We start from the raw sequence: 19,028 nt of genomic DNA, 5'->3' as shown, positions 1-19,028 counted from the left end.
ATTTATACTTTTTTACATGTCTGGTTATCCAGTGGCCTAAGGCAAATCATTGAAACTGCCGATAACCCGGGCATGTCAATTTAAACAATAACAAGTATGCACGCTGCCCACAGAAGCAGCGGCACCGGCGAGATACTGCGCCATTCAGGAGGGATGATGGAATACTTTGATATCCGCAAAATGCCGGTAAACCTTTGGCGTAACGGTGCGGGCGAAACCCGTGAAATTTGTTGCTTTCCACCGGCAACGCGGGATTTTAGCTGGCGTGCAAGTATTGCATCGCTTGCCAGTAACGGCGAATTCTCGCAATTTCCCGGGGTTGATCGCGTGATCACGCTGATTGAAGGCGGGGAAGTCACCCTGGATGGCGGCAGTGCTTTTTGCCATACCCTCAAACGGCACCAGCCTTTTACGTTTGCCGGTGAGCAACCGGTAAAAGCGGAGCTGTCAGACGGCCAGATGTCGATGGATTTTAATATCCTCACTCGCCGCGATCGCTGTCGTGCGAAAGTGCGCATTGCCGATCGCACCTTTACGACCCTTGGCGAGCGTGGTGGCGTGGTTTTTGTCCTCAGTGGCGCATGGCAACTGGGCGATAAGCTACTGACGACCGATCAGGGAGCGTACTGGCAGGAAGGGCGGCATACTCTGCGTCTGCTCAAACCTGAAGGGCAGTTATTGTTCAGTGAGATCGCCTGGCTACCGGGTCATTAAGGCCAGTTCGGTTATCTCATACTCGCCACCCATCAGCGGCTTACAGAGAATTTTGTAGCCGTCATGATCGAATCCTGCCGGAGTACGCAACAGCGCCCCGGCATCGTTCAGGTTAGTGACCGACCCCAACCACAGCCAGTTATGGATGATGTGATATTGCGTCATCGCCTCACCTTGTTCTTTGAGTCCGACAGGGCCTTGCCACGGCCAGCACACCAGTTGCAAACGCGCCATTGCGGCAGTGAAACGCATCTGGTGCGCCTGGGGTGTCTCTCTGCCGCAGCAGGCACCTGCACAGCGGTGCAGCGCGGCGCGAAAACAGGGACGACCACGTGTCAGCGACTCCAATCCGAGCAGGCCATAACAGAGCTTCTCTTCGTCCGCGATCGACTGTAACGCCTGCAACGCCGCCCGGCGGTTAGCGAACAAGCCGTACAGGTCCGGGGAGGTCGAAAAATCCACTTCTTTTGCATACACCACCTGCGGCTTCTCGCCGCTCAACCGCAGCGAGCAGAGTTGGCGGTTGCGCCGCAGACGCTTATTGAATAGCGGCTGCTGCTCTTTAATCAGCCGGGCTTCCAGCAACAACGCGCCCATCTCTCCGGCAGTGCAAATCCAGGTAATACGTCGCGACTGGCGCAGCATGGCTGCTTCATCCGGGGTTCGCAAATGGGAAAGGACACGGCTGCGGATATTTACGCTTTTACCGATATAGAGCGGCATGGCGTCGCTTTCACCGTGGAAAATATAGACGCCGGGCAGCCTGGGCATAGCCTCAAGCGACGGGCGCAGATGTTCGGGATATTCATAGATTGCCGCAGCGTCGAACTCGGGACGCGGGCCGGAAAGACGCCTGACCACCACTGACTCCTGATACTGTTTACTTATCCAGTATAGCAGGCGCGGTCCGGTTAAAAAAGAGGCGGCCTGCGCCGCCCTGAAGAATTATTGTTTTTTCCAGAAGTCGTCGAATACCGTGATCGGCGGGCGACGCTTGTGCTCGGTTTTCAGATACCAGCCCTCGATAATATGCGCCGTGGCGGCATCCAACGTTTTCCCTTCCAGGTAGTCGTCAATATTTTCGTAGGTCACCCCCAGTGCAGCTTCATCAGGCAGCGACGGACGATCGTCTTCCAGATCAGCCGTCGGGGCTTTTTTATACAGATGTTCCGGGCAGCCCAGCCAGGCGAGCAACTGTTTACCCTGGCGTTTGTTCAGCCGGAAAATCGGGTTGATATCGGTGCCGCCATCGCCGTATTTGGTGAAAAAGCCGGTGACCGCTTCCGCTGCGTGATCGGTGCCGACTACCACGCCTTTACTCATCCCGGCAATGCTGTACTGCGCTTTCATTCTTTCGCGCGCTTTTTCATTGCCGCGCACGAAATCGCTCAGCTCAATACCGGCATCGCGCAGCGCCTGTTCACTGGCCAGCACTGCGCTTTTAATGTTAACCGTCAGCACGCGATCCGGTTGGATGAACGCGATGGCGTCCTGGCAATCCTGTTCATCCGCCTGGGTGCCGTAGGGGAGACGGACAGCGATAAATTGATAGGTGGCATCGCCGGTTTCCTGACGCAACTCAGAAATCGCCATCTGGCACACTTTGCCTGTCAGGGTAGAATCCTGGCCGCCGCTGATGCCGAGCACCAGCGATTTCAAAAAGGGATAGGTCTTCAGATAGCTTTTCAGAAAGTCTACGCTGCGGCGAACTTCTTCTTCGGCATTGATGGCGGGTTTCACGCCTAACGCCTGAATAATCTCTTGTTGCAGAGTCATTTACCCCTCCGTTATGTAATCCTGCTTTGCAGGTTGCAAATAGATGATGGGCTCAAAGTAACCCTTTGCCGGTAAAACGACAAGGATCACAGATTTGAGTGTCGCAATTTAAGGCATTTTAGTTGCTTATTTCCGTTTTATTAGAACTTTCCGAAAGTTATGCCATCGCTGTCGTATAGTTGAAAAATGCAATTTTATATTCCAGGCTTAGATAACACGCTGATACACAAGCGGATAAACAAGAGGATGGAATATGAACAAGAACATCGCAGGAATTCTGGGTGCAGCGGCGGTACTGACGATGCTGGCAGGGTGTACGGCCTACGATCGCGCCAAAGATCAGGTGAGCCAGCCAGTGGTGAAAGATGTGAAAAAAGGCATGAGCCGCCAGCAGGTCATGCAGGTTGCTGGCCGTCCTTCATCCGAAGTGACCATGATCCATGCACGTGGTACGTGCCAGACTTATATTCTGGGCCAACGTGACGGTAAAACAGAAACCTACTTTGTTGCACTGGATGAGACCGGTCACGTCATGAACTCCGGTTATCAGACCTGCGCCGAGTACGACACCGATCCGCAAGCACCTAAGCAGTAACTTTTTTCTTTTCAGCCTGAGCAAGAAAAACCGGCCGCATGGCCGGTTTTTTTCTGCTACCGCATTACGCGGGAATGCTGTCGATTTTTTGCATCCGTGACCACACGCGATGCGTAGCCAGCAGGGTGAGAAAATCATCCATCAGCATGGCCGAGGCACTGTCTGCTTCCACGATCCCTTCTTCGCCTTGCGCATCCACACCCAGAAGAGGTTTAAACTGACGTGCATCGCCAAACAGGGCGATGGTTTTCAGGTGCTTATAGGCTTCAAGCAGGTAGTATTTGGCATCGCCGTTTTGCAACAGCCCCTCCGCATTACCACCGGGCACAATTACCCCATCGACCGTAAGAGACGGTGAACCCGCAAAGGTCGCGGCAACCGGCAGTTCGGATCCATCATCGGCGGTAACGCTCCCCATCCGTGAAAAGAGCAGCTTGCTATGGACACCCTGTGCGCTCAGTCCCTGTAATATGGTCAGTACATCCGCTGCACTGACATTTTCATGCAACAGCACGGCGACCACGCGGCCTTTTACCTTCCCGTCCGGGACGGCATACAGACTTAACGCCGGATCTTTTTTGATGCCGTTGACATCCGCTGGCGGCGCGATGTTGCGCTGTTCATCACTTAGCGTCAGACCGAGGTTTTCCGCCACCGCCTGTGCGAGCGTGACATCGACATGTGCCAGTTGATCAACCACCCGTTCGCGAATATAGCCGCGCGCCACTTTACTGAGCTCAAAGCTGAAAGCATCAACAATATGGCGTTGTTCAAACGGTGTCTGGCTCAGCCAGAACAGGCGCGGATGTGCGTAATACTCGCCAAAGGACGGGCTGCGTTCGCGGATCTTTTGACCTTCCACCCGGGTCTGGTAGGTTTCAAAGCCGCCGCGTTTCGGGCCGGGAGGCGTTTCACGCGGCCAATTGTCATTGATCGAGTTCGGCTCGTAGTTGGCCGGGTTGCTGTCGATCTCCATGCGATGCATGCCGTCGCGCTGAAAATTATGGTAAGGGCAGGTGGGGCGGTTAATCGGGATCTCGTGGAAGTTTGGCCCACCAAGGCGGCTGATTTGCGTGTCGGTATAGGAGAACAGACGCCCCTGCAATAGCGGATCGTTGGTGAAATCCAGACCCGGCACGATATGACCAGGGTGGAACGCTGCCTGTTCGTTCTCGGCGAAGAAGTTATCCGGATTACGGTTCAGCACCATTTTCCCGACACGTTGAACCGGTACCAGTTCCTCGGGGATCAGTTTGGTGGGATCTAACAGATCAAAATCAAACGTAAACTCATCTTCTTCGGGGATCAGCTGCAACCCGAGCTCATATTCCGGGTAATCCCCGGCTTCAATCGCTTCCCAGAGTTCCCGGCGATGAAAATCGGGATCGCGTCCGGTCAATTTTTGCGACTCATCCCAGACCAGCGAGGCTTTGCCTGCCAGCGGTTTCCAGTGAAAACGGACGAAAGTACCTTTACCTTCGGCATTCACCAGGCGGAAGGTGTGAATGCCAAATCCTTCCATGGTGCGGTAACTGCGTGGAATACCGCGATCGGACATTGCCCACATCACGTTATGCAGTGTTTCGGGCTGGAGCGAAACATAATCCCAAAAGGTGTCGTGCGCGCTTTGGCCTTGGGGGATAGCCCAGTGGGGTTCAGGTTTCACCGCATGCACAAAGTCGGGGAATTTATGCGCATCCTGAATAAAAAACACCGGCGTATTGTTACCGACCAGGTCGAAGATCCCCTCTTCGGTATAGAACTTGGTGGCGAAACCGCGAATATCCCGCACGGTATCCGCAGAGCCCGCACCGCCCTGCACCGTAGAGAAACGGACAAAGACCGGGGTGATTTTATCCGGGCTGGAGAGAAAATCTGCTTTTGTTATCTCACTCAGGCTGCGATAGGGCTGAAAATAGCCGTGCGCGGCGGAACCGCGGGCATGAACTATCCGTTCCGGAATGCGTTCGTGGTCGAAGTGGGTGATTTTCTCGCGCAGGATAAAATCTTCCAGCAGCGTAGGGCCGCGCGTACCGGCGCGCAGTGAATTTTGATCGTCGGCAATGCGTACGCCCTGATTGGTGGTCAGGGGAAAATTTTCACCGCCCTTACGAAACGGATCCAGCGCGTCGAGTTTCTCATTGACGGTATCCGGGGCTTTCAGACTACCTGGTGCGGTGGGCTGTTCGCCGGGGGCGCTGGGTTCAGGGGAAGGGCGGTGAGAATTGTCTTCGGGGGCAAGGGAATCCAGTCCAGGTTTCGATTCACGCGGATCGTGAACCGGGGACTGGCGAGGATGCTGGTCTTTCTCATTATGCGACATTGAACTCGTCTCCTGTTTTCATTGCTGAAAAATGGCCGTGGTTACGTCAAAACACCCCTAACTATAGATCACCCCCCTGGCAATGGCTGTACGAGGCGGCAGGTGGGAACCCTGCGAAAAATAAGAGAAAGTCACGCCAGGCGCGACGTACAGGGCGACAATCGGCTATCATAGGATTTTCCCGGTTGTGAAATTCGTATTTAGTGAACGCATCGCCTATGAAACCTTTTCGTCAACAAAACCGTCGAGTTATCAGCTACGTACCTCGCGTCGAGCCGGCGCCTCCCGAGCATGCCCTGAAAGTGGAGGGGTATCGTGATGTTTGGTTGTTACGTGGCAAATACGTGGCGTTTGTGTTGATGGGGGAGACGTTTCGTCGTTCGCCGGTATTCAACGTGCCAGAATCCGCTCAGCGCTGGGCAATGCAGATGCGCCAGGAAGGGGAAATCGACGACGAGTAACGGCGGAAAACGTGCGGAACCGCAGCAGTAAAACAGGCCGTGAAGGCATAGAGATGAGAGAGGCGGGGAGATTCCCCGCCTTTGTGTTATCCGGACTCAGCGATGCGCCAGTTCGGCGTCGTCTTCGCTGTCCAGTACGGCTTTGTCGGTCTGTTTTAACCACTGGCTGGTGAGCGTGCCTGCGGTCATTGCGCCGTTCACGTTGAGCGCGGTGCGTCCCATATCGATCAGGGGTTCTACCGAGATCAGCAGTGCAACCAGCGTGACCGGAAGACCCATTGCCGGCAGCACGATCAGCGCAGCAAATGTTGCACCGCCGCCAACCCCTGCCACACCGGCTGAGCTAACAGTCACAATCCCGACAAGCGTGGCAATCCATACCGGATCAAGCGGGTTAATGCCTACCGTCGGTGCAACCATGACGGCCAGCATTGCCGGGTAAAGGCCCGCACAACCGTTCTGGCCGATGGTGGCGCCAAAGGAAGCCGAGAAGCTGGCGATAGATTCCGGCACGCCCAGTCGACGGGTTTGCGCTTCGACATTCAGTGGAATCGACGCGGCGCTGGAGCGGCTGGTGAAGGCGAAGGTGAGCACCGGCCACACTTTGCGGAAGAATTTCAGCGGGCTGACGCCGTTGACACCGAGCAGTAAGCCGTGCACCACAAACATAATGCCAAGCCCCAGATAGGAAGCGATAACAAAACTGCCCAGTTTGATGATGTCCTGAATGTTAGAGCCTGCGACCACTTTGGTCATCAGCGCCAGCACACCGTACGGTGTCAGTTGCATGACCAGACGAACCAGTTTCATTACCCAGCTTTGCAGGGTGTCAATGGCGCTCAGAACTCGCTCGCCTTTCGGCGCATCGTCTTTCAGCAACTTAAGCGCGGCCACGCCGAGGAAGGCAGCAAAAATCACCACGCTGATGATCGACGTGGGGTTTGCGCCAGTCAGGTCGGCAAACGGGTTTTTCGGCACGAAAGAGAGCAGCAATTGTGGGACGGTCAGATCCGCCAGTTTGCCCACATAGTTACTCTGAATGGCATTGAGGCGCGCAGTTTCCGCGGAGCCCTGTACCAGGCCTTCCGCCGTTAAACCAAACAGATTGGTCACCAGCACACCTACCAGCGCGGAAATCAGCGTGGTAAACAGCAGGGTGCCGATGGTCAGGAAGCTGATTTTGCCCAGTTGCGAGGCGTTATGCAGACGCGCGACGGCACTCAAAATGGAGGCGAAAACCAGCGGCATGACGATCATTTGCAGCAGTTGTACATAGCCGTTGCCAACAATATTGAACCACTGGATTGATGTCTTCAGTACCGGGTTATCGGATCCGTAAACAGCTTGCAGCGCTAGCCCAAAGACCACGCCGAGCGCTAAACCGATCAATACTTTTTTTGCCAGACTCCACTGTTTGTGACGAGTCTGCGCCAGCAAAAACAGCAGTGCCACGAACACCACGATGTTCGCGATTAATGGAAAGTTCATCCCCGTTCTCCTGATATCATTATTCGGATCACCCTGGCGGTTGATCCCGTGGCGCAAGGTTAGCAGAAGTGCCGGGGTGCTCTTATATCCAAATGGAATGGTATATGCCAAAAGCGGAATTACTGGCTGATTAATGGCCGGATTGCTGATGAATAAAGCGATTAAACTGGTTTTGCAGTGTATTAATCATCTGCGATGACCAACGCACTGCACCGTTTTCGGGCAGGGTCTGCGGCATCCACACGGCATAGGTAAACAGCGCCATACAGAGTACACGCTCAAGCTGGTTACCTTTTTGCGGGGCCAGTAATGGCAAACGAAAGCGCCAGCGGCAGGGCCACAGAAGGGGGACGCCGGCGGGGGTGATCATATCCGCCAGAATATGACTCAGATAGCCCACCACCATCCCCTGTAGCGCATCCGCAGGAACTATCCAGCTATCCGGTACCTTTAAGTAGAACAACGTCAGCGCGATAAACACAGCCAGCAGGCTATGGGTAAAGCCCCGGTGACCAAACATGCGCGCGACGGGTTTTGATATCCATTTCAGACGCTGGCCGAGAAAAGACTTAGGATGGTCAATGTCCGGCAGCAGGCAGGTCAGAATAGCGGAGGGTACGATGTGCCACCAGTCCCCTTGCGCGAGGACGGGCGTCAGTTCGGCGTTTTTGGCAAACACCGCGCAAGCAATGGAAAAAAGCAGGTGTCCTTCCGCCGTCATGATCAAACTCACTCAACTGTCGATGCATACAGTATAGGATGTTTGTACAGTAGGCGGAAGAGGTGACGGTGTAACCCTTTGTCACAATCCGTTCAAATTTAACGGGCCAGCCAGCCACCATCCACGGCAAGGGTGTAACCGTTGATGTATTCGGCAGCGCGGGAGGCGAGAAATACCGCGGCTCCTTGCAAATCGGCGGGCTCACCCCAGCGTCCGGCAGGGATGCGCTCAAGGATCTCCTGGTTGCGCTCTGCGTCTTCCCGCAGTTGCTGGGTGTTATTGGTCGCCATATAACCCGGAGCGATGGCGTTGACATTGATGTTGTGCGGCGCCCACTCGTTGGCCAGCAGGCGGGTTAAGCCCATCACGCCGCTTTTGGACGCGGTATAAGAGGGCACGCGTATCCCGCCCTGGAAAGAGAGCATCGAAGCGATATTTATGATTTTGCCGCCATTGCCTTGCGCGATAAATTGCCGTGCAACGGCCTGCGAGAGAAAGAACACCGTTTTCAGGTTCAGATCCATCACCTCATCCCAGTCTTTCTCGCTGAAGTCGAGGGCGTCGCAGCGGCGGATCGTCCCGGCATTATTGACCAGAATATCGACACGTCCCATTTTCGCGACCGTCTCGGTGACAATGTCCTCAAGGGCTTGCTGGTGGCGCAAGTCCGCCTGTATTGCCAGAAAGCGACGACCCAGCGCCTGCACCTGCTGCGCAGTGTCATGTGGGATTTTACGGTTCACGCCGACGATGTCACATCCGGCTTCCGCCAGCCCTAATGTTATCCCCTGACCCAGACCGGTGTCGCACCCGGTCACAATGGCCACTTTACCCGCAAGTTTAAAGGCATCCAGTATCATGAGTTCTCCGGCGAAATTATGGTAGTGAGAGGGCACAGCGTCTGGAGATCAGAATAGAAGGGTGGTGAAGAAAATACAAACAAAATGAAATGATGTTTCAAAAATAATATCGGAACAGCAAAATTACTGCCCCGACGGCCTTAACCTACCAGATCAGCAAGCGTAAGTTGCGTGAGACTGCTGAGTTTGACATTCGCCAGCACATAGCGCGGATCGTCCCGATGTTCGGCGTCTGGCACGACAATTGAGCGCATACGCGCCGCTTTACTGGCGATCATTCCGTTGACAGAGTCTTCCAGTGCAACGCAGCAGAGCGGGTTGACGCCCAGTTTGGCGGCGCAATCCAGATAAACTTGTGGATGCGGCTTGCTATAGGGCAGCTTCTCTGCGGAGGCGAGCGCATCGAAATGCTCCCGCAAGTCGAACAGGTCCAGGACTTTTTCGAGCATGTGCAATGGCGAGGCGGACGCCAGGCCCACCATCAGGCCGTTGGCTTTGCACAAGGCAACGGCGTCGCGCGCGCCGGCAAGCAGAGGCCGCTCTGCTTCCACCAAAGAGATCGCCCGTTGGATAATGCGATCGGTGACCTCCTGGCGATTCGGACCATTCCAGGGTTGCTGTGCATACCAGAGTTCGACGACCATATCGATGCGTAAACCCAGCGTGTCAGGTAATTCGCTGCGCCGGGTGATATCGACCCCAAGGCTTGCTATGACATCCAGTTCAGCGCGATCCCAGAGTGGCTCTGAGTCGATAAGTAATCCATCCATATCAAAAATGGCAGCAAGAATTTGATGCGGGTCAGACATAACACCTCTCTTTTAGCGCGGTTTATCCGGAGAAAGTACGGATTATGTACAAAGAGGCATCATACCGCCTTTAAAGATCAGGCGAAAATGATTCTCAGCAGGTAGACTTAGGCGCAAACAGTGCGTCACTCACAAGGGGAATCCATGACGTATCAACAAGCTGGACGCATCGCCATACTGAAACGCGTTCTGGGTTGGGTGATTTTCATTCCAGCCGTCATTTCAACGATTATTTCCGTACTGAAATTTATGTACGACCACAGCGAAAAGCAGGCCGGTATCAACGCGGTGATGCTTGATTTCGCCCATGTGATGATTGAAATGATGCGTTTTAATACGCCGTTTCTTAACCTGTTTTGGTACAACTCGCCGACGCCGGACTTCCACCAAAGCCTCAATATCCTGTTCTGGATAATCTTTGTGTTGATCTTTGTGGGGCTGGCATTGCAAGCCTCGGGAGCGCGCATGAGTCGTCAGGTGCGTTTTCTGCGTGAAGGTTTAGAGGATCAGGCGATCCTTGAGAATGCCAAAGGTGAGGAAGGGTTGTCCCGTGCGCAGCTTGAAGCGCGCATTGTCGTACCGCATCACACCATTCTGCTCCAGATTTTTCCGCTGTATGTGCTGCCGGTGATTATCATTGTCGCGGGTTACTTCTTCTTTAAGCTGCTTGGTTTTTTGTGATGTGACGCGCCCGGCGCGCAACCGCGCTTACCGGGCCTGTGTATCGTTAATCTGCGTTATGCGGCTAATACGCGATCCAGCGCTTTTTGCGCATTCAGCAGATGCTCGCCCCCGAACAGAATCGCCCGGTTGAACAGAGTGTAGAGCTGGTAGATTGGCTGGCGGTCAAGAAAGTCATTCGGCAGGGGAGAAACCGACTGATAACCGTCGTAGATTTGCGGCGGCTGATCCGGATGCAGCGGCAGCATGGCCAGATCGCACTCCCTGTCGCCCCAGTAGCATGCCGGATCGTAGATATAGGGACCATCCGGGCCGAGTGCGCAATTCGCTGACCATAAATCGCCATGAAGCAGGGAAGGTTGCGGTTGATGTGACGATAAACGCTGCTGAACATGTTCAACAATGGCGTCAATATTGCCAAACTCGAGACCTTTTTCCGCTGCCAGCTCCAGTTGCCAGCCAATGCGTTGCTCGGCAAAAAAAGTTGACCAGCGACGTTGCCAGGCATTGGGTTGCGGAGTCGTGGAGAGATCGTTATCGAAGTCGAGGCCGAACTGCGGCTGGTCGCTCCATTGATGCAGACGCGCCAGTTGCTGGCCCAGCAGGAAAGCGTTGTGTGCATCCAGTGGGCGGGCAGGGAGATACTCCATTACCAGAAAGCTGTAGTCGCGATCGCTTCCCACCGCCAGCACATCCGGAACCCGCACCGTGTTGCTGCGAGCCAGCAACGCGAGCTGGTCCGCCTCGGCGGTAAAAATGGGTAACAGTTCACGTTCGTCGCACTTTATGAAGAGATCGCGCCCGGCATAACGCAGGTGCCACGCAGCATGGATCTCACCACCCGGCAGCTCGTCGCGCTGCTCAATCTCACTTTCGCCCAGTTGCTCGCTTAACAGACGACTTATCGCTTGCCACATGATGTTTCTCCCATGTAATCAGCCGGATCATAAGGTTAGCGCACTAAAGCTTAAAAAAGATACGATGTAACGCACACCTGAGCAACGAACGTAGCCGCCATGCGCTTATGGTTCGTCTTTTTGCCAGGTTTCCCAGGTATAAACGGTGATGTCGGCCTCGTTCCCCACTGCGCTTACCGCCAGTCCGTTTGCCAGCGCGTTAACCTCCTGCTCACTGAGTGCGCTGATAAGCCCGAAGGTGTTCGTACCGAGGTCGTGCACTTTTCCTTCTTCATCGGTCATGGTGAGGAGAAAACCCGCACGTGTAAAGTGGTTGTTGAGTTCGTTGATTTCCGTCAGGGTCTGTTCGTGAAATTTGACCGTTACGACGTAGCGGGTGATGCCATCACTGCTCATATTTCACCTCATTGTTATCCTGAAAGTTTTTTTAGCATAGTCGGCGAAGGCGATTTGTCGACTGCCGCTGTGCAGTTAGCAAGCCCTCTCCCATAAGGAAGAGGGCGCTTTGTCAGCGATTACACAGATAGTCGTAAATTTTTTGCGTATCGTGTAGCGCGCACAAACGCGTGCCCTGATTAATGGTGGCGGCGCTACCGGCGGCAACACCGAAGCGCACCATATCGTCGAGCGGAGCGTTTTGCGCCAGCTTTAAAGTCATAGCGCCGACCATGCTGTCACCAGCACCGACGGTGCTTTGGCTTTTCATCGGAGGCGGCACCACCTGCACGCATTGGTTGGCGTCGACGGCCAGCGCCCCTTGTGGCCCAAGCGACACCACAACACGTAGCGCTTTGCCGCTGTTCACAATCTCCTGAGCGGCAATACGTACGTCATCGGGTTGAGTGAGTTCCCGGCCGACCAACGCACTGAGCTCTTTCTGATTCGGTTTTACCAGTTCAATATGACCAATTGACAGGGCAGCGGCGAGCGCCTCTCCCGAACTATCAACAATGCAGCGGATACCTTGGTGTTGGGCCGCCTTGATCAACTGTGTGAGGTTCTCAACCTGGATCCCCGGTGGCAGACTGCCGCTGATCACCAGAATAGCGCCCGATTCGATGGTGAGCACTTTCTCTTCCAGTTGGCGAAATTCACTTTCACTCAAGGCAGCACCGGGCATCACGAAGCGATACTGCTCACCGCTGGACTCGACGTGAACGTGCAAATTTTGCCGCGTCCAGTCTTTCGCTTCTACGACAACAGTGGGCACGTTTTCATCGGCCAGCAGTGCGGTGAGGTGTTCGCCGGTTGCACCGCCTGCCGGGAACAGCGCGGTGGCACGGCCACCCAGGTGTGCAATGGCGCGGGCAACATTAATGCCGCCGCCGCCGGGTTCAAAGACCGGGGCGCTGCAACGGAGCTTACCTTCAGGATAAATTTGTGGCGTGAGCGTTGCGCTATCCAGAGAGGGCGCTAACGTCAGCGTATATACCGGAACCATCATGACCTCCTTTTTATCTGGTTGTTTTAAGCCTGGCACTGATTGCGCAGAAGGGAAAGTAAATAACAGTATGATTTGCAGGCTGAAATTAAGTTTGGGAACGGTGAGGATTAATAACCAAATGCTCTTTTTTGAGATCTCTCTTATTCAAAAAATCAAATAAGATTTCATTGATATGTTTAACTGGCCTTTTTATAATTTGTTACCTTTCTTTGGACCGTTGGTCGTTGATCCTTATGAAAGATTCCGGGACCGTGTTGGTCTCTTTTTTTGCTGTACGGACTCTAAATAAATGAAGCTTTTGAAGACAGTACCCGCACTGTTTATGGCTGCGGGCGTGCTTGCGTCGATGAATGCTGTCGCCAGTGACACCGTTTTTACTGTCATGGATGACCCTGCAACTGCAAAAAAACCGTTCGAAGGTAGCGTGAACGGTGGCTATCTTGCTCAGTCCGGCAACACAAAGAGTTCTTCTTTGACTGCCGACTCCACCTTGACCTGGTACGGTAGCAGAACGGCCTGGTCTCTGTGGGGAAATGCCAGCAACACCTCGGCAAATGATGAACGTTCGTCTGAAAAATACGCTGTAGGTGGTCGTAGCCGTTATAACCTGACGGATTACGATTATCTGTTTGGCCAGGCGAGCTGGTTGACTGACCGCTACAATGGTTACCGCGATCGTGATGTGTTTACTGCCGGTTATGGTCGCCAGATCCTGAACGGCCCGGTACACAGCCTGCGCTTTGAATTTGGTCCGGGTGTGCGTTACGACAAGTACACCGATGGCGACACCAAAACCACAGCACTGGGTTATGCATCCGGTACCTATGCGTGGCAAATTAGCGACAACACGAAATTCACCCAAGGCGTTTCCGTATTTGGCGCGGACGATACCACGGTGAACTCCGAGACGGCGCTGAACGTGGCTATCAACGAGCATTTCGCGCTGAAAGTCGCTTATAACCTGACCTGGAACTCCCAGCCGCCGTCAACTGCGCCGGATCATACCGATCGTAGAACCACGGTAACGTTAGGCTATAAAATGTAATTGAGTGGGCCGGAAATACCGGCCCCTTGTTTTAATTTGTTCATTCGTGCTATTTTCCGCAGCGTTTATTGAATTTTATTTAAGTAAATATTCTCCCTCCTTAATTTCTTCATAATTAATTAAAATGAAACATATTCAGTTTATTTGACACGAATGGATAAATAAATTGACTGTGCAAAAGTGTGATCCAGATCTACACTGATTGCACGGGTAAAAAACACACCCAAACAGTCATGTGTTTATTCAAGAAAGAGAAATTCATCATGAAAAAAATCAATACTGCTGCCGCGGCTGTCGTGCTGTCTGCACTCTCCTTTGGTGTCTTCGCCGCGGATTCTGTTACCACGACTGCGAGCCAGAACAACACGAACATCACTAACATTGAAGCGGGTTCCAACATGGTGCCTGTTGCGCAGACTGAACATAACACCAATGCCGCTGCATTCGACGCCCATACACTGGTTGCGGGTGAGTGGAATTAATTACATTCTGAGTTAATTCATTAGCTTTGAAAAACCGGATAACGCTGTACCGGTTTTTTTGTGTTAATAATCGAACTGTAAAGCGTGTTAGATAAACCTGATAGGTTCCTGACGAAAACTGATGTGAATAATGAATGGTTGATTATTTAACATTTTTTATGAGCTAACTTCGCAGAAGCGAAAGAATATTTTCCATCGACTGGTTAGCCACTTTTAATACCGCATCCTGTCCTTGTTGCAATATTTGCGCTTTCACCAGTTTACTGGCTTCCATCGCGTAATCGGCATCTTCAATACGGCTTTTCGCTGCCTGTGTGGCAATACGTTGCTGCGCGAGTACGGATTTATTGGATTCGAAGCGGTTAATAAACGCACCATATTGCGCGCGGTAGCTGCTGACTTTATCCAGCGCTTTGTCGAGCGCCCCCATGGCGATACTGGCCGTTGCCGTTGAGCGCAACTCGGTGTTGGTGAGTCCCAGTGATTTCACGTCCGAAGGTGTGGTTGGCATGGTCGTAGCTTGTACTTCGTCGCCATAGCTGGCGCTGGTCACCACTTCCCAGGGCCGGCTTTGTTTCGGTGGTTCCGCTGGGGTGAGGGTGGGCTCTGGCAAATCACCCCAGGTCAGGTTACTTGTGAATGAACCACTGCCTACCACCATCACTACCAGATCTTCCGTTACATTGTCGATTTTCAGGCGTTCAAGCCTGTTCGAACCGTTGCTGCCATCGTTGAAAGCTTTACCCGGTTCATAACGGTCACCGTCGCCACTGTAGCTGATCGTCATGCCGTTATACGCGAGGGTTTCGCTGCCGTTGAGTGCCCATGACGCGCCGCCTTCGATCAGCATGGTGTCATCATAGGTTGCGCCATGCTGAAAACCATTCGCTTCCGTCAGTACCTTGCTGGTGGCTTTAGCTGAGCTGGTGATGCTACGACTTTTCCAGGTGTAGTCCGCAGTGGTGCCGTTGATTGGCGTTCCTGCCAGATGCTTGCCATCGCGGGTGAATAACTGAATGTCATCATCCAGCCCCAATGAATCAATAGTAATTGCGATGTTTTTCGAACCCGCCGGGATATAGGCCAGCGATACAATGCCGGAACTGAAAGTGTAATTGACGCCCTGAGCAGGGAATTTAACGCTTAACGGCGGGACGTTGCCAATCAACTCCGGCGGCAGTTCCGGAGTATCGGTTGCCAGCGGATAGCGACCGAAGATCTCCGTACCTTCAGAAATTGACTGGATGTTCTCCAGAATACTTTGATATTCGTTATGAATGCTCTGACGATCGCCCTCAGATAAGGTGCCGTTTCCGGCCTGGATGGCCAGACTTTTGGCACGGATCAATAACTCGCTAACCGTGCTAAGACTGCCATCGGCAGTTTGCGCCATACTGATGGCGTCATCCAGACCGCGGGAGACGACATGGTCGGCGTTAACGCTGGCGCGCATGCGGTTGCTAATAGCTTGCCCCGCCGCATCATCCCGGGCGCTATTGATCCGTGAGCCCGATGACAACCGCTCAATCGATTCCTGAAGCGTCGATGCTGTGGCGGATCTGATGGACAGATTCAGCCCCGTCATTTCGTTGTAGTTGATCGCTTGCATTACCGTGGTTGATTCATTCAGATCGCTAATGAATCATTAATCGGCAGGCTTGCTGATTACCTTTAACGCAAATTTTCAGGGGGATGTTAACGCTGAGCAAAAAAATGCCCTTCCGGCGTGAAATCCGCACGCAGCGGAAGGGAAAGAAGCGTGAAACGTTATACGTTACAAAGAACATCTCACACCCTATGCTAAATGCGGAGAAATGCTATACGTATTAGTTTCTTTATTAGATACACCTGCAAACGTAAATTGACTAATAAAAATGACGCTAAACGGAGGCGTAATGGGGAAGGCAAAAGACGACGTGTTATATGAGGAAATGTGCCGGGTGGTTGGCAAGGTGGTGCTGGAAATGCGTGACCTCGGGCAGGAGCCCAAACATATCGTGATTGCGGGCCTTGTCAGAACCATGCTGGCAAACCAAAAGATTAAACGTTCAGCGCTGACTCAGGAAGCGATGGAAGAGGTGATCCGCGCCTTAGGTTATCAGGCTTGAGTTGATCAGAAAAAGGCACGCTGAACACGTGCCTTTTTGAGTGAGTTTTGATTAATGGCGCTTTTTATGCCGGCCGGGAAGGTTCCTGGACGACTTCATGCTGTAGTGCTTATAAAACGAAAATATAATGATCGCGACCAGCGCGATAACAATAACCGGATATATTATTTCCATTCTTTATCAGTTAGTTAGGCGTTGATGATAGCCACCCATAGCTGACGCTTTAGCAGCCAGTTGGGATAGCGCCTTAAAATCAGATAAACCTCAGATTACATAAACGATTTTTAAAATTCCTTTTCATTCTGATTGCCAGAATTCACAGCAACACACTGCAATTTCACCTGGAATTGTCATTGTTGTAAATATGTAATCTTCTCTGTCGCGGATAACTTACAAATAAAGCCCGTCGAAAACGTCGGGTAACACTGCGCTAAACAATGTCCCGAAGACCAGGATTATGATTCTGTTCACGCTTTTATGTCACGCCGATGCCGTGTACTATTGGGTGGCGTTATCAACCCGTGAATGCGGGCGCCTGTCGGATTTTTGTACATCCAGAGGTGCACAATTTGCAGAGTGAAGCAAAGAACCACATTTAACGTGCTGATATAAATATATTATTTAATTTTGTATGTGCTCTTTCGTGTGGGGCACCACTGCAAATAAGGAAATGAAATGCCTGTAATTACGCTTCCTGATGGCAGCCAACGCCATTATGACCATGCTGTAAGCCCAATGGATGTCGCGCTGGATATCGGTCCGGGACTGGCGAAAGCCTGTATTGCTGGCCGTGTAAACGGCGAACTGGTCGATGCTTCTGATGTGATCGAGAGTGACGCAAACCTTGCCATCATCACCGCGAAAGATGAAGAAGGTCTGGAAATTATCCGTCACTCCTGCGCGCACCTGTTAGGTCATGCTATTAAACAGCTCTGGCCAACCACCAAAATGGCTATTGGTCCGGTTATCGACAATGGTTTTTACTATGACATTGACCTTGACCATACGTTGACCCAGGAAGATATCGACGCGCTCGAAAAACGTATGCACGAGCTCGCCGAGAGCAACTACGATGTCATCAAGAAAAAAGTAAGCTGGCATGAAGCCCGCGAGACGTTTGTTAAACGCGGCGAAAGCTACAAAGTCTCCATCCTTGATGAGAATATCGCGCATGATGACAAGCCGGGCTTGTATCATCATCAGGAATACATCGACATGTGTCGCGGTCCGCATGTGCCGAATATGCGTTTTTGCCATCACTTTAAACTGATGAAAATTGCGGGCGCTTACTGGCGCGGTGACAGCAACAACAAAATGCTGCAGCGTATTTACGGTACCGCGTGGGCAGATAAAAAAGCACTGAATGCTTATCTGCAACGTCTGGAAGAGGCCGCCAAACGCGACCACCGTAAAATCGGTAAACAGCTCGACCTGTATCATATGCAGGAAGAAGCGCCGGGTATGGTCTTCTGGCATAACGATGGCTGGACTATCTTCCGTGAGCTGGAAACGTTTGTACGCTCCAAGCTGAAAGAGTACCAGTATCAGGAAGTGAAAGGCCCATTCATGATGGACCGCGTGCTGTGGGAAAAAACCGGGCACTGGGACAACTATAAAGATGCAATGTTTACGACCTCTTCCGAGAACCGTGAGTACTGCATTAAGCCGATGAACTGCCCGGGACACGTGCAGATCTTTAATCAGGGTCTGAAATCCTACCGCGATCTGCCGCTGCGTATGGCGGAGTTCGGTAGCTGTCATCGTAACGAGCCATCAGGTGCGCTGCATGGGCTGATGCGTGTTCGCGGCTTTACGCAGGATGATGCGCATATCTTCTGTACGGAAGAGCAGGTTCGCGATGAAGTGAACGCGTGCATCCGTTTAGTCTATGATATGTACAGCACTTTTGGTTTCGAGAAAATCGTCGTCAAACTGTCAACGCGTCCTGACAAACGTATTGGTAGCGACGAAATGTGGGATCGTGCGGAAGCGGATCTGGCGGTTGCGCTGGAAGAAAACAACATCCCGTTTGAATTCCAACTGGGTGAAGGCGCTTTCTACGGCCCGAAAATTGAATTTACACTGTATGACTGCCTCGATCGTGCATGGCAGTGCGGAACAGTACAGCTCGACTTCTCTCTGCCGTCTCGTCTGAGCGCCTCCTATGTTGGCGAAAACAACGAACGTCAGGTGCCGGTTATGATTCACCGTGCAATTCTTGGTTCACTGGAGCGCTTTATTGGCATCCTGACTGAGGAGTTTGCCGGTTTCTTCCCGACATGGCTTGCTCCAGTGCAAGTCGTCGTGATGAACATCACCGATTCTCAGGCTGAGTACGTTAACGAACTGACGCGTAAACTGCAAAATGCGGGCATTCGTGTAAAAGCAGACTTGAGAAACGAGAAGATTGGCTTTAAAATCCGCGAGCACACTTTACGTCGCGTCCCTTATATGCTGGTTTGTGGGGATAAAGAGGTTGAAGCCGGTAAAGTTGCCGTGCGTACCCGTCGTGGTAAAGACCTGGGTAGCCTTGACGTAAATGAAGTTATCGAGAAGCTGCAACAAGAGATTCGCAGCCGCAGTCTTCAACAACTGGAGGAATAA

Annotated in this window: 19 protein-coding genes; 8 read left to right on the top strand and 11 right to left on the bottom strand. The window is 52.6% G+C overall.

Features of this window, described 5'->3' with window-relative positions; genetic code table 11:
• Positions 1 to 156: 156 nt before the first annotated feature.
• On the top strand, positions 157 to 714 hold the full coding sequence (ves, locus tag GA0061071_RS17745; protein ID WP_061495051.1) for an environmental stress-induced protein Ves: 558 nt from the start codon (positions 157 to 159) through the stop codon (positions 712 to 714).
• Here the strand turns inward: ves and cho are convergent.
• Both cho and nadE read right to left on the bottom strand, forming a co-directional pair.
• Complete coding sequence (gene cho, locus GA0061071_RS17740; protein ID WP_061495052.1) at positions 700 to 1,575, bottom strand: excinuclease Cho; 876 nt, start codon at positions 1,573 to 1,575, stop codon at positions 700 to 702. The genes ves and cho overlap by 15 nt on opposite strands.
• Before the next feature lie 84 nt (positions 1,576 to 1,659).
• Complete coding sequence (gene nadE, locus GA0061071_RS17735; protein WP_061495054.1) at positions 1,660 to 2,490, bottom strand: ammonia-dependent NAD(+) synthetase; 831 nt, start codon at positions 2,488 to 2,490, stop codon at positions 1,660 to 1,662.
• Positions 2,491 to 2,743: 253 nt separating this feature from the next.
• Between nadE and osmE the strand changes: the two genes are divergently transcribed.
• On the top strand, positions 2,744 to 3,085 hold the full coding sequence (gene osmE, locus GA0061071_RS17730) for an osmotically-inducible lipoprotein OsmE (protein WP_061495056.1): 342 nt from the start codon (positions 2,744 to 2,746) through the stop codon (positions 3,083 to 3,085).
• Positions 3,086 to 3,149: 64 nt separating this feature from the next.
• Here the strand turns inward: osmE and katE are convergent, their stop codons facing one another.
• On the bottom strand, positions 3,150 to 5,408 hold the full coding sequence (gene katE / locus GA0061071_RS17725) for a catalase HPII (protein ID WP_088236910.1): 2,259 nt from the start codon (positions 5,406 to 5,408) through the stop codon (positions 3,150 to 3,152).
• 203 nt (positions 5,409 to 5,611) lie between these two features.
• On the opposite strand from katE, the gene cedA reads away from it, so the two are divergent.
• Entirely contained in the window at positions 5,612 to 5,869 is a 258-nt protein-coding gene (gene cedA / locus GA0061071_RS17720) for a cell division activator CedA (RefSeq protein WP_276326311.1), read from the top strand.
• A gap of 96 nt (positions 5,870 to 5,965) precedes the next feature.
• Here cedA and GA0061071_RS17715 read toward each other — a convergent pair whose 3' ends face one another.
• From GA0061071_RS17715 to hxpB, 4 genes are all read right to left on the bottom strand, one after another.
• Positions 5,966 to 7,357, bottom strand: coding sequence for an L-cystine transporter (locus GA0061071_RS17715; protein ID WP_061495062.1), 1,392 nt, complete (start codon positions 7,355 to 7,357; stop codon positions 5,966 to 5,968).
• Positions 7,358 to 7,487: 130 nt separating this feature from the next.
• Complete coding sequence (locus GA0061071_RS17710) at positions 7,488 to 8,078, bottom strand: metal-dependent hydrolase (RefSeq protein WP_061495064.1); 591 nt, start codon at positions 8,076 to 8,078, stop codon at positions 7,488 to 7,490.
• Between the two features lie 98 nt (positions 8,079 to 8,176).
• Positions 8,177 to 8,938, bottom strand: coding sequence for a 2-dehydro-3-deoxy-D-gluconate 5-dehydrogenase KduD (gene kduD / locus GA0061071_RS17705; RefSeq protein ID WP_061495066.1), 762 nt, complete (start codon positions 8,936 to 8,938; stop codon positions 8,177 to 8,179).
• A gap of 140 nt (positions 8,939 to 9,078) precedes the next feature.
• Positions 9,079 to 9,747, bottom strand: a complete 669-nt coding sequence (gene hxpB, locus GA0061071_RS17700; RefSeq protein ID WP_088236909.1) for a hexitol phosphatase HxpB — start codon at positions 9,745 to 9,747, stop codon at positions 9,079 to 9,081.
• A gap of 144 nt (positions 9,748 to 9,891) precedes the next feature.
• Here hxpB and GA0061071_RS17695 point away from each other — a divergent pair, with 144 nt between their 5' ends.
• Complete coding sequence (locus GA0061071_RS17695) at positions 9,892 to 10,428, top strand: YniB family protein (RefSeq protein WP_061495070.1); 537 nt, start codon at positions 9,892 to 9,894, stop codon at positions 10,426 to 10,428.
• A 56-nt stretch (positions 10,429 to 10,484) separates the two neighbouring features.
• Here GA0061071_RS17695 and GA0061071_RS17690 read toward each other — a convergent pair whose 3' ends face one another.
• From GA0061071_RS17690 to pfkB, 3 genes are all read right to left on the bottom strand, one after another.
• Entirely contained in the window at positions 10,485 to 11,345 is an 861-nt protein-coding gene (locus GA0061071_RS17690) for a fructosamine kinase family protein (RefSeq protein ID WP_088236908.1), read from the bottom strand.
• 105 nt (positions 11,346 to 11,450) lie between these two features.
• Positions 11,451 to 11,741 (bottom strand): type V toxin-antitoxin system endoribonuclease antitoxin GhoS, encoded by a 291-nt coding sequence (gene ghoS / locus GA0061071_RS17685; RefSeq protein ID WP_061495074.1) that lies wholly within the window; start codon positions 11,739 to 11,741, stop codon positions 11,451 to 11,453.
• Between the two features lie 112 nt (positions 11,742 to 11,853).
• Positions 11,854 to 12,786, bottom strand: coding sequence for a 6-phosphofructokinase II (gene pfkB / locus GA0061071_RS17680; protein WP_061495075.1), 933 nt, complete (start codon positions 12,784 to 12,786; stop codon positions 11,854 to 11,856).
• 292 nt (positions 12,787 to 13,078) lie between these two features.
• Between pfkB and GA0061071_RS17675 the strand changes: the two genes are divergently transcribed.
• Both GA0061071_RS17675 and GA0061071_RS17670 read left to right on the top strand, forming a co-directional pair.
• On the top strand, positions 13,079 to 13,834 hold the full coding sequence (locus GA0061071_RS17675; RefSeq protein WP_061495076.1) for a DUF481 domain-containing protein: 756 nt from the start codon (positions 13,079 to 13,081) through the stop codon (positions 13,832 to 13,834).
• A gap of 263 nt (positions 13,835 to 14,097) precedes the next feature.
• A complete protein-coding gene (locus GA0061071_RS17670) occupies positions 14,098 to 14,316 on the top strand; it encodes a hypothetical protein (RefSeq protein ID WP_088236929.1) in 219 nt (72 codons plus the stop codon).
• A gap of 163 nt (positions 14,317 to 14,479) precedes the next feature.
• On the opposite strand, the gene GA0061071_RS17665 is transcribed toward GA0061071_RS17670, so the two are convergent.
• The gene (locus GA0061071_RS17665; RefSeq protein WP_088236907.1) at positions 14,480 to 15,925 is read right to left on the bottom strand and encodes a flagellin N-terminal helical domain-containing protein; all 1,446 of its coding nucleotides are present in this window, start codon (positions 15,923 to 15,925) and stop codon (positions 14,480 to 14,482) included.
• Positions 15,926 to 16,211: 286 nt separating this feature from the next.
• Here GA0061071_RS17665 and fumD point away from each other — a divergent pair, with 286 nt between their 5' ends.
• Both fumD and thrS read left to right on the top strand, forming a co-directional pair.
• The gene (gene fumD / locus GA0061071_RS17660; protein ID WP_061495080.1) at positions 16,212 to 16,424 is read left to right on the top strand and encodes a fumarate hydratase FumD; all 213 of its coding nucleotides are present in this window, start codon (positions 16,212 to 16,214) and stop codon (positions 16,422 to 16,424) included.
• Between the two features lie 675 nt (positions 16,425 to 17,099).
• On the top strand, positions 17,100 to 19,028 hold the full coding sequence (gene thrS / locus GA0061071_RS17655; protein ID WP_088236906.1) for a threonine--tRNA ligase: 1,929 nt from the start codon (positions 17,100 to 17,102) through the stop codon (positions 19,026 to 19,028).

It is taken from the genome of Kosakonia oryzendophytica (genome assembly GCF_900094925.1).
Classification (GTDB): Bacteria; Pseudomonadota; Gammaproteobacteria; order Enterobacterales; family Enterobacteriaceae; genus Kosakonia; species Kosakonia oryzendophytica.
The sequence above is the reverse complement of the archived record's forward strand: the minus strand, read 5'-3'. Positions and strand labels throughout refer to the sequence as shown.

What these genes read in the sequence shown, in the direction of transcription:
- katE (WP_088236910.1), bottom strand. Translation starts at nt 5,408, where the DNA reads ATGTCGCATAATGAGAAAGACCAGCATCCTCGCCAGTCCCCGGTTCAC.
- fumD (WP_061495080.1), top strand. Translation starts at nt 16,212, where the DNA reads ATGGGGAAGGCAAAAGACGACGTGTTATATGAGGAAATGTGCCGGGTG.
- GA0061071_RS17695 (WP_061495070.1), top strand. Translation starts at nt 9,892, where the DNA reads ATGACGTATCAACAAGCTGGACGCATCGCCATACTGAAACGCGTTCTG.
- GA0061071_RS17665 (WP_088236907.1), bottom strand. Translation starts at nt 15,925, where the DNA reads ATGCAAGCGATCAACTACAACGAAATGACGGGGCTGAATCTGTCCATC.
- thrS (WP_088236906.1), top strand. Translation starts at nt 17,100, where the DNA reads ATGCCTGTAATTACGCTTCCTGATGGCAGCCAACGCCATTATGACCAT.
- ves (WP_061495051.1), top strand. Translation starts at nt 157, where the DNA reads ATGGAATACTTTGATATCCGCAAAATGCCGGTAAACCTTTGGCGTAAC.
- GA0061071_RS17675 (WP_061495076.1), top strand. Translation starts at nt 13,079, where the DNA reads ATGAAGCTTTTGAAGACAGTACCCGCACTGTTTATGGCTGCGGGCGTG.
- hxpB (WP_088236909.1), bottom strand. Translation starts at nt 9,747, where the DNA reads ATGTCTGACCCGCATCAAATTCTTGCTGCCATTTTTGATATGGATGGA.
- kduD (WP_061495066.1), bottom strand. Translation starts at nt 8,938, where the DNA reads ATGATACTGGATGCCTTTAAACTTGCGGGTAAAGTGGCCATTGTGACC.
- osmE (WP_061495056.1), top strand. Translation starts at nt 2,744, where the DNA reads ATGAACAAGAACATCGCAGGAATTCTGGGTGCAGCGGCGGTACTGACG.
- GA0061071_RS17710 (WP_061495064.1), bottom strand. Translation starts at nt 8,078, where the DNA reads ATGACGGCGGAAGGACACCTGCTTTTTTCCATTGCTTGCGCGGTGTTT.
- GA0061071_RS17715 (WP_061495062.1), bottom strand. Translation starts at nt 7,357, where the DNA reads ATGAACTTTCCATTAATCGCGAACATCGTGGTGTTCGTGGCACTGCTG.
- pfkB (WP_061495075.1), bottom strand. Translation starts at nt 12,786, where the DNA reads ATGGTTCCGGTATATACGCTGACGTTAGCGCCCTCTCTGGATAGCGCA.
- ghoS (WP_061495074.1), bottom strand. Translation starts at nt 11,741, where the DNA reads ATGAGCAGTGATGGCATCACCCGCTACGTCGTAACGGTCAAATTTCAC.
- nadE (WP_061495054.1), bottom strand. Translation starts at nt 2,490, where the DNA reads ATGACTCTGCAACAAGAGATTATTCAGGCGTTAGGCGTGAAACCCGCC.
- GA0061071_RS17690 (WP_088236908.1), bottom strand. Translation starts at nt 11,345, where the DNA reads ATGTGGCAAGCGATAAGTCGTCTGTTAAGCGAGCAACTGGGCGAAAGT.
- GA0061071_RS17670 (WP_088236929.1), top strand. Translation starts at nt 14,098, where the DNA reads ATGAAAAAAATCAATACTGCTGCCGCGGCTGTCGTGCTGTCTGCACTC.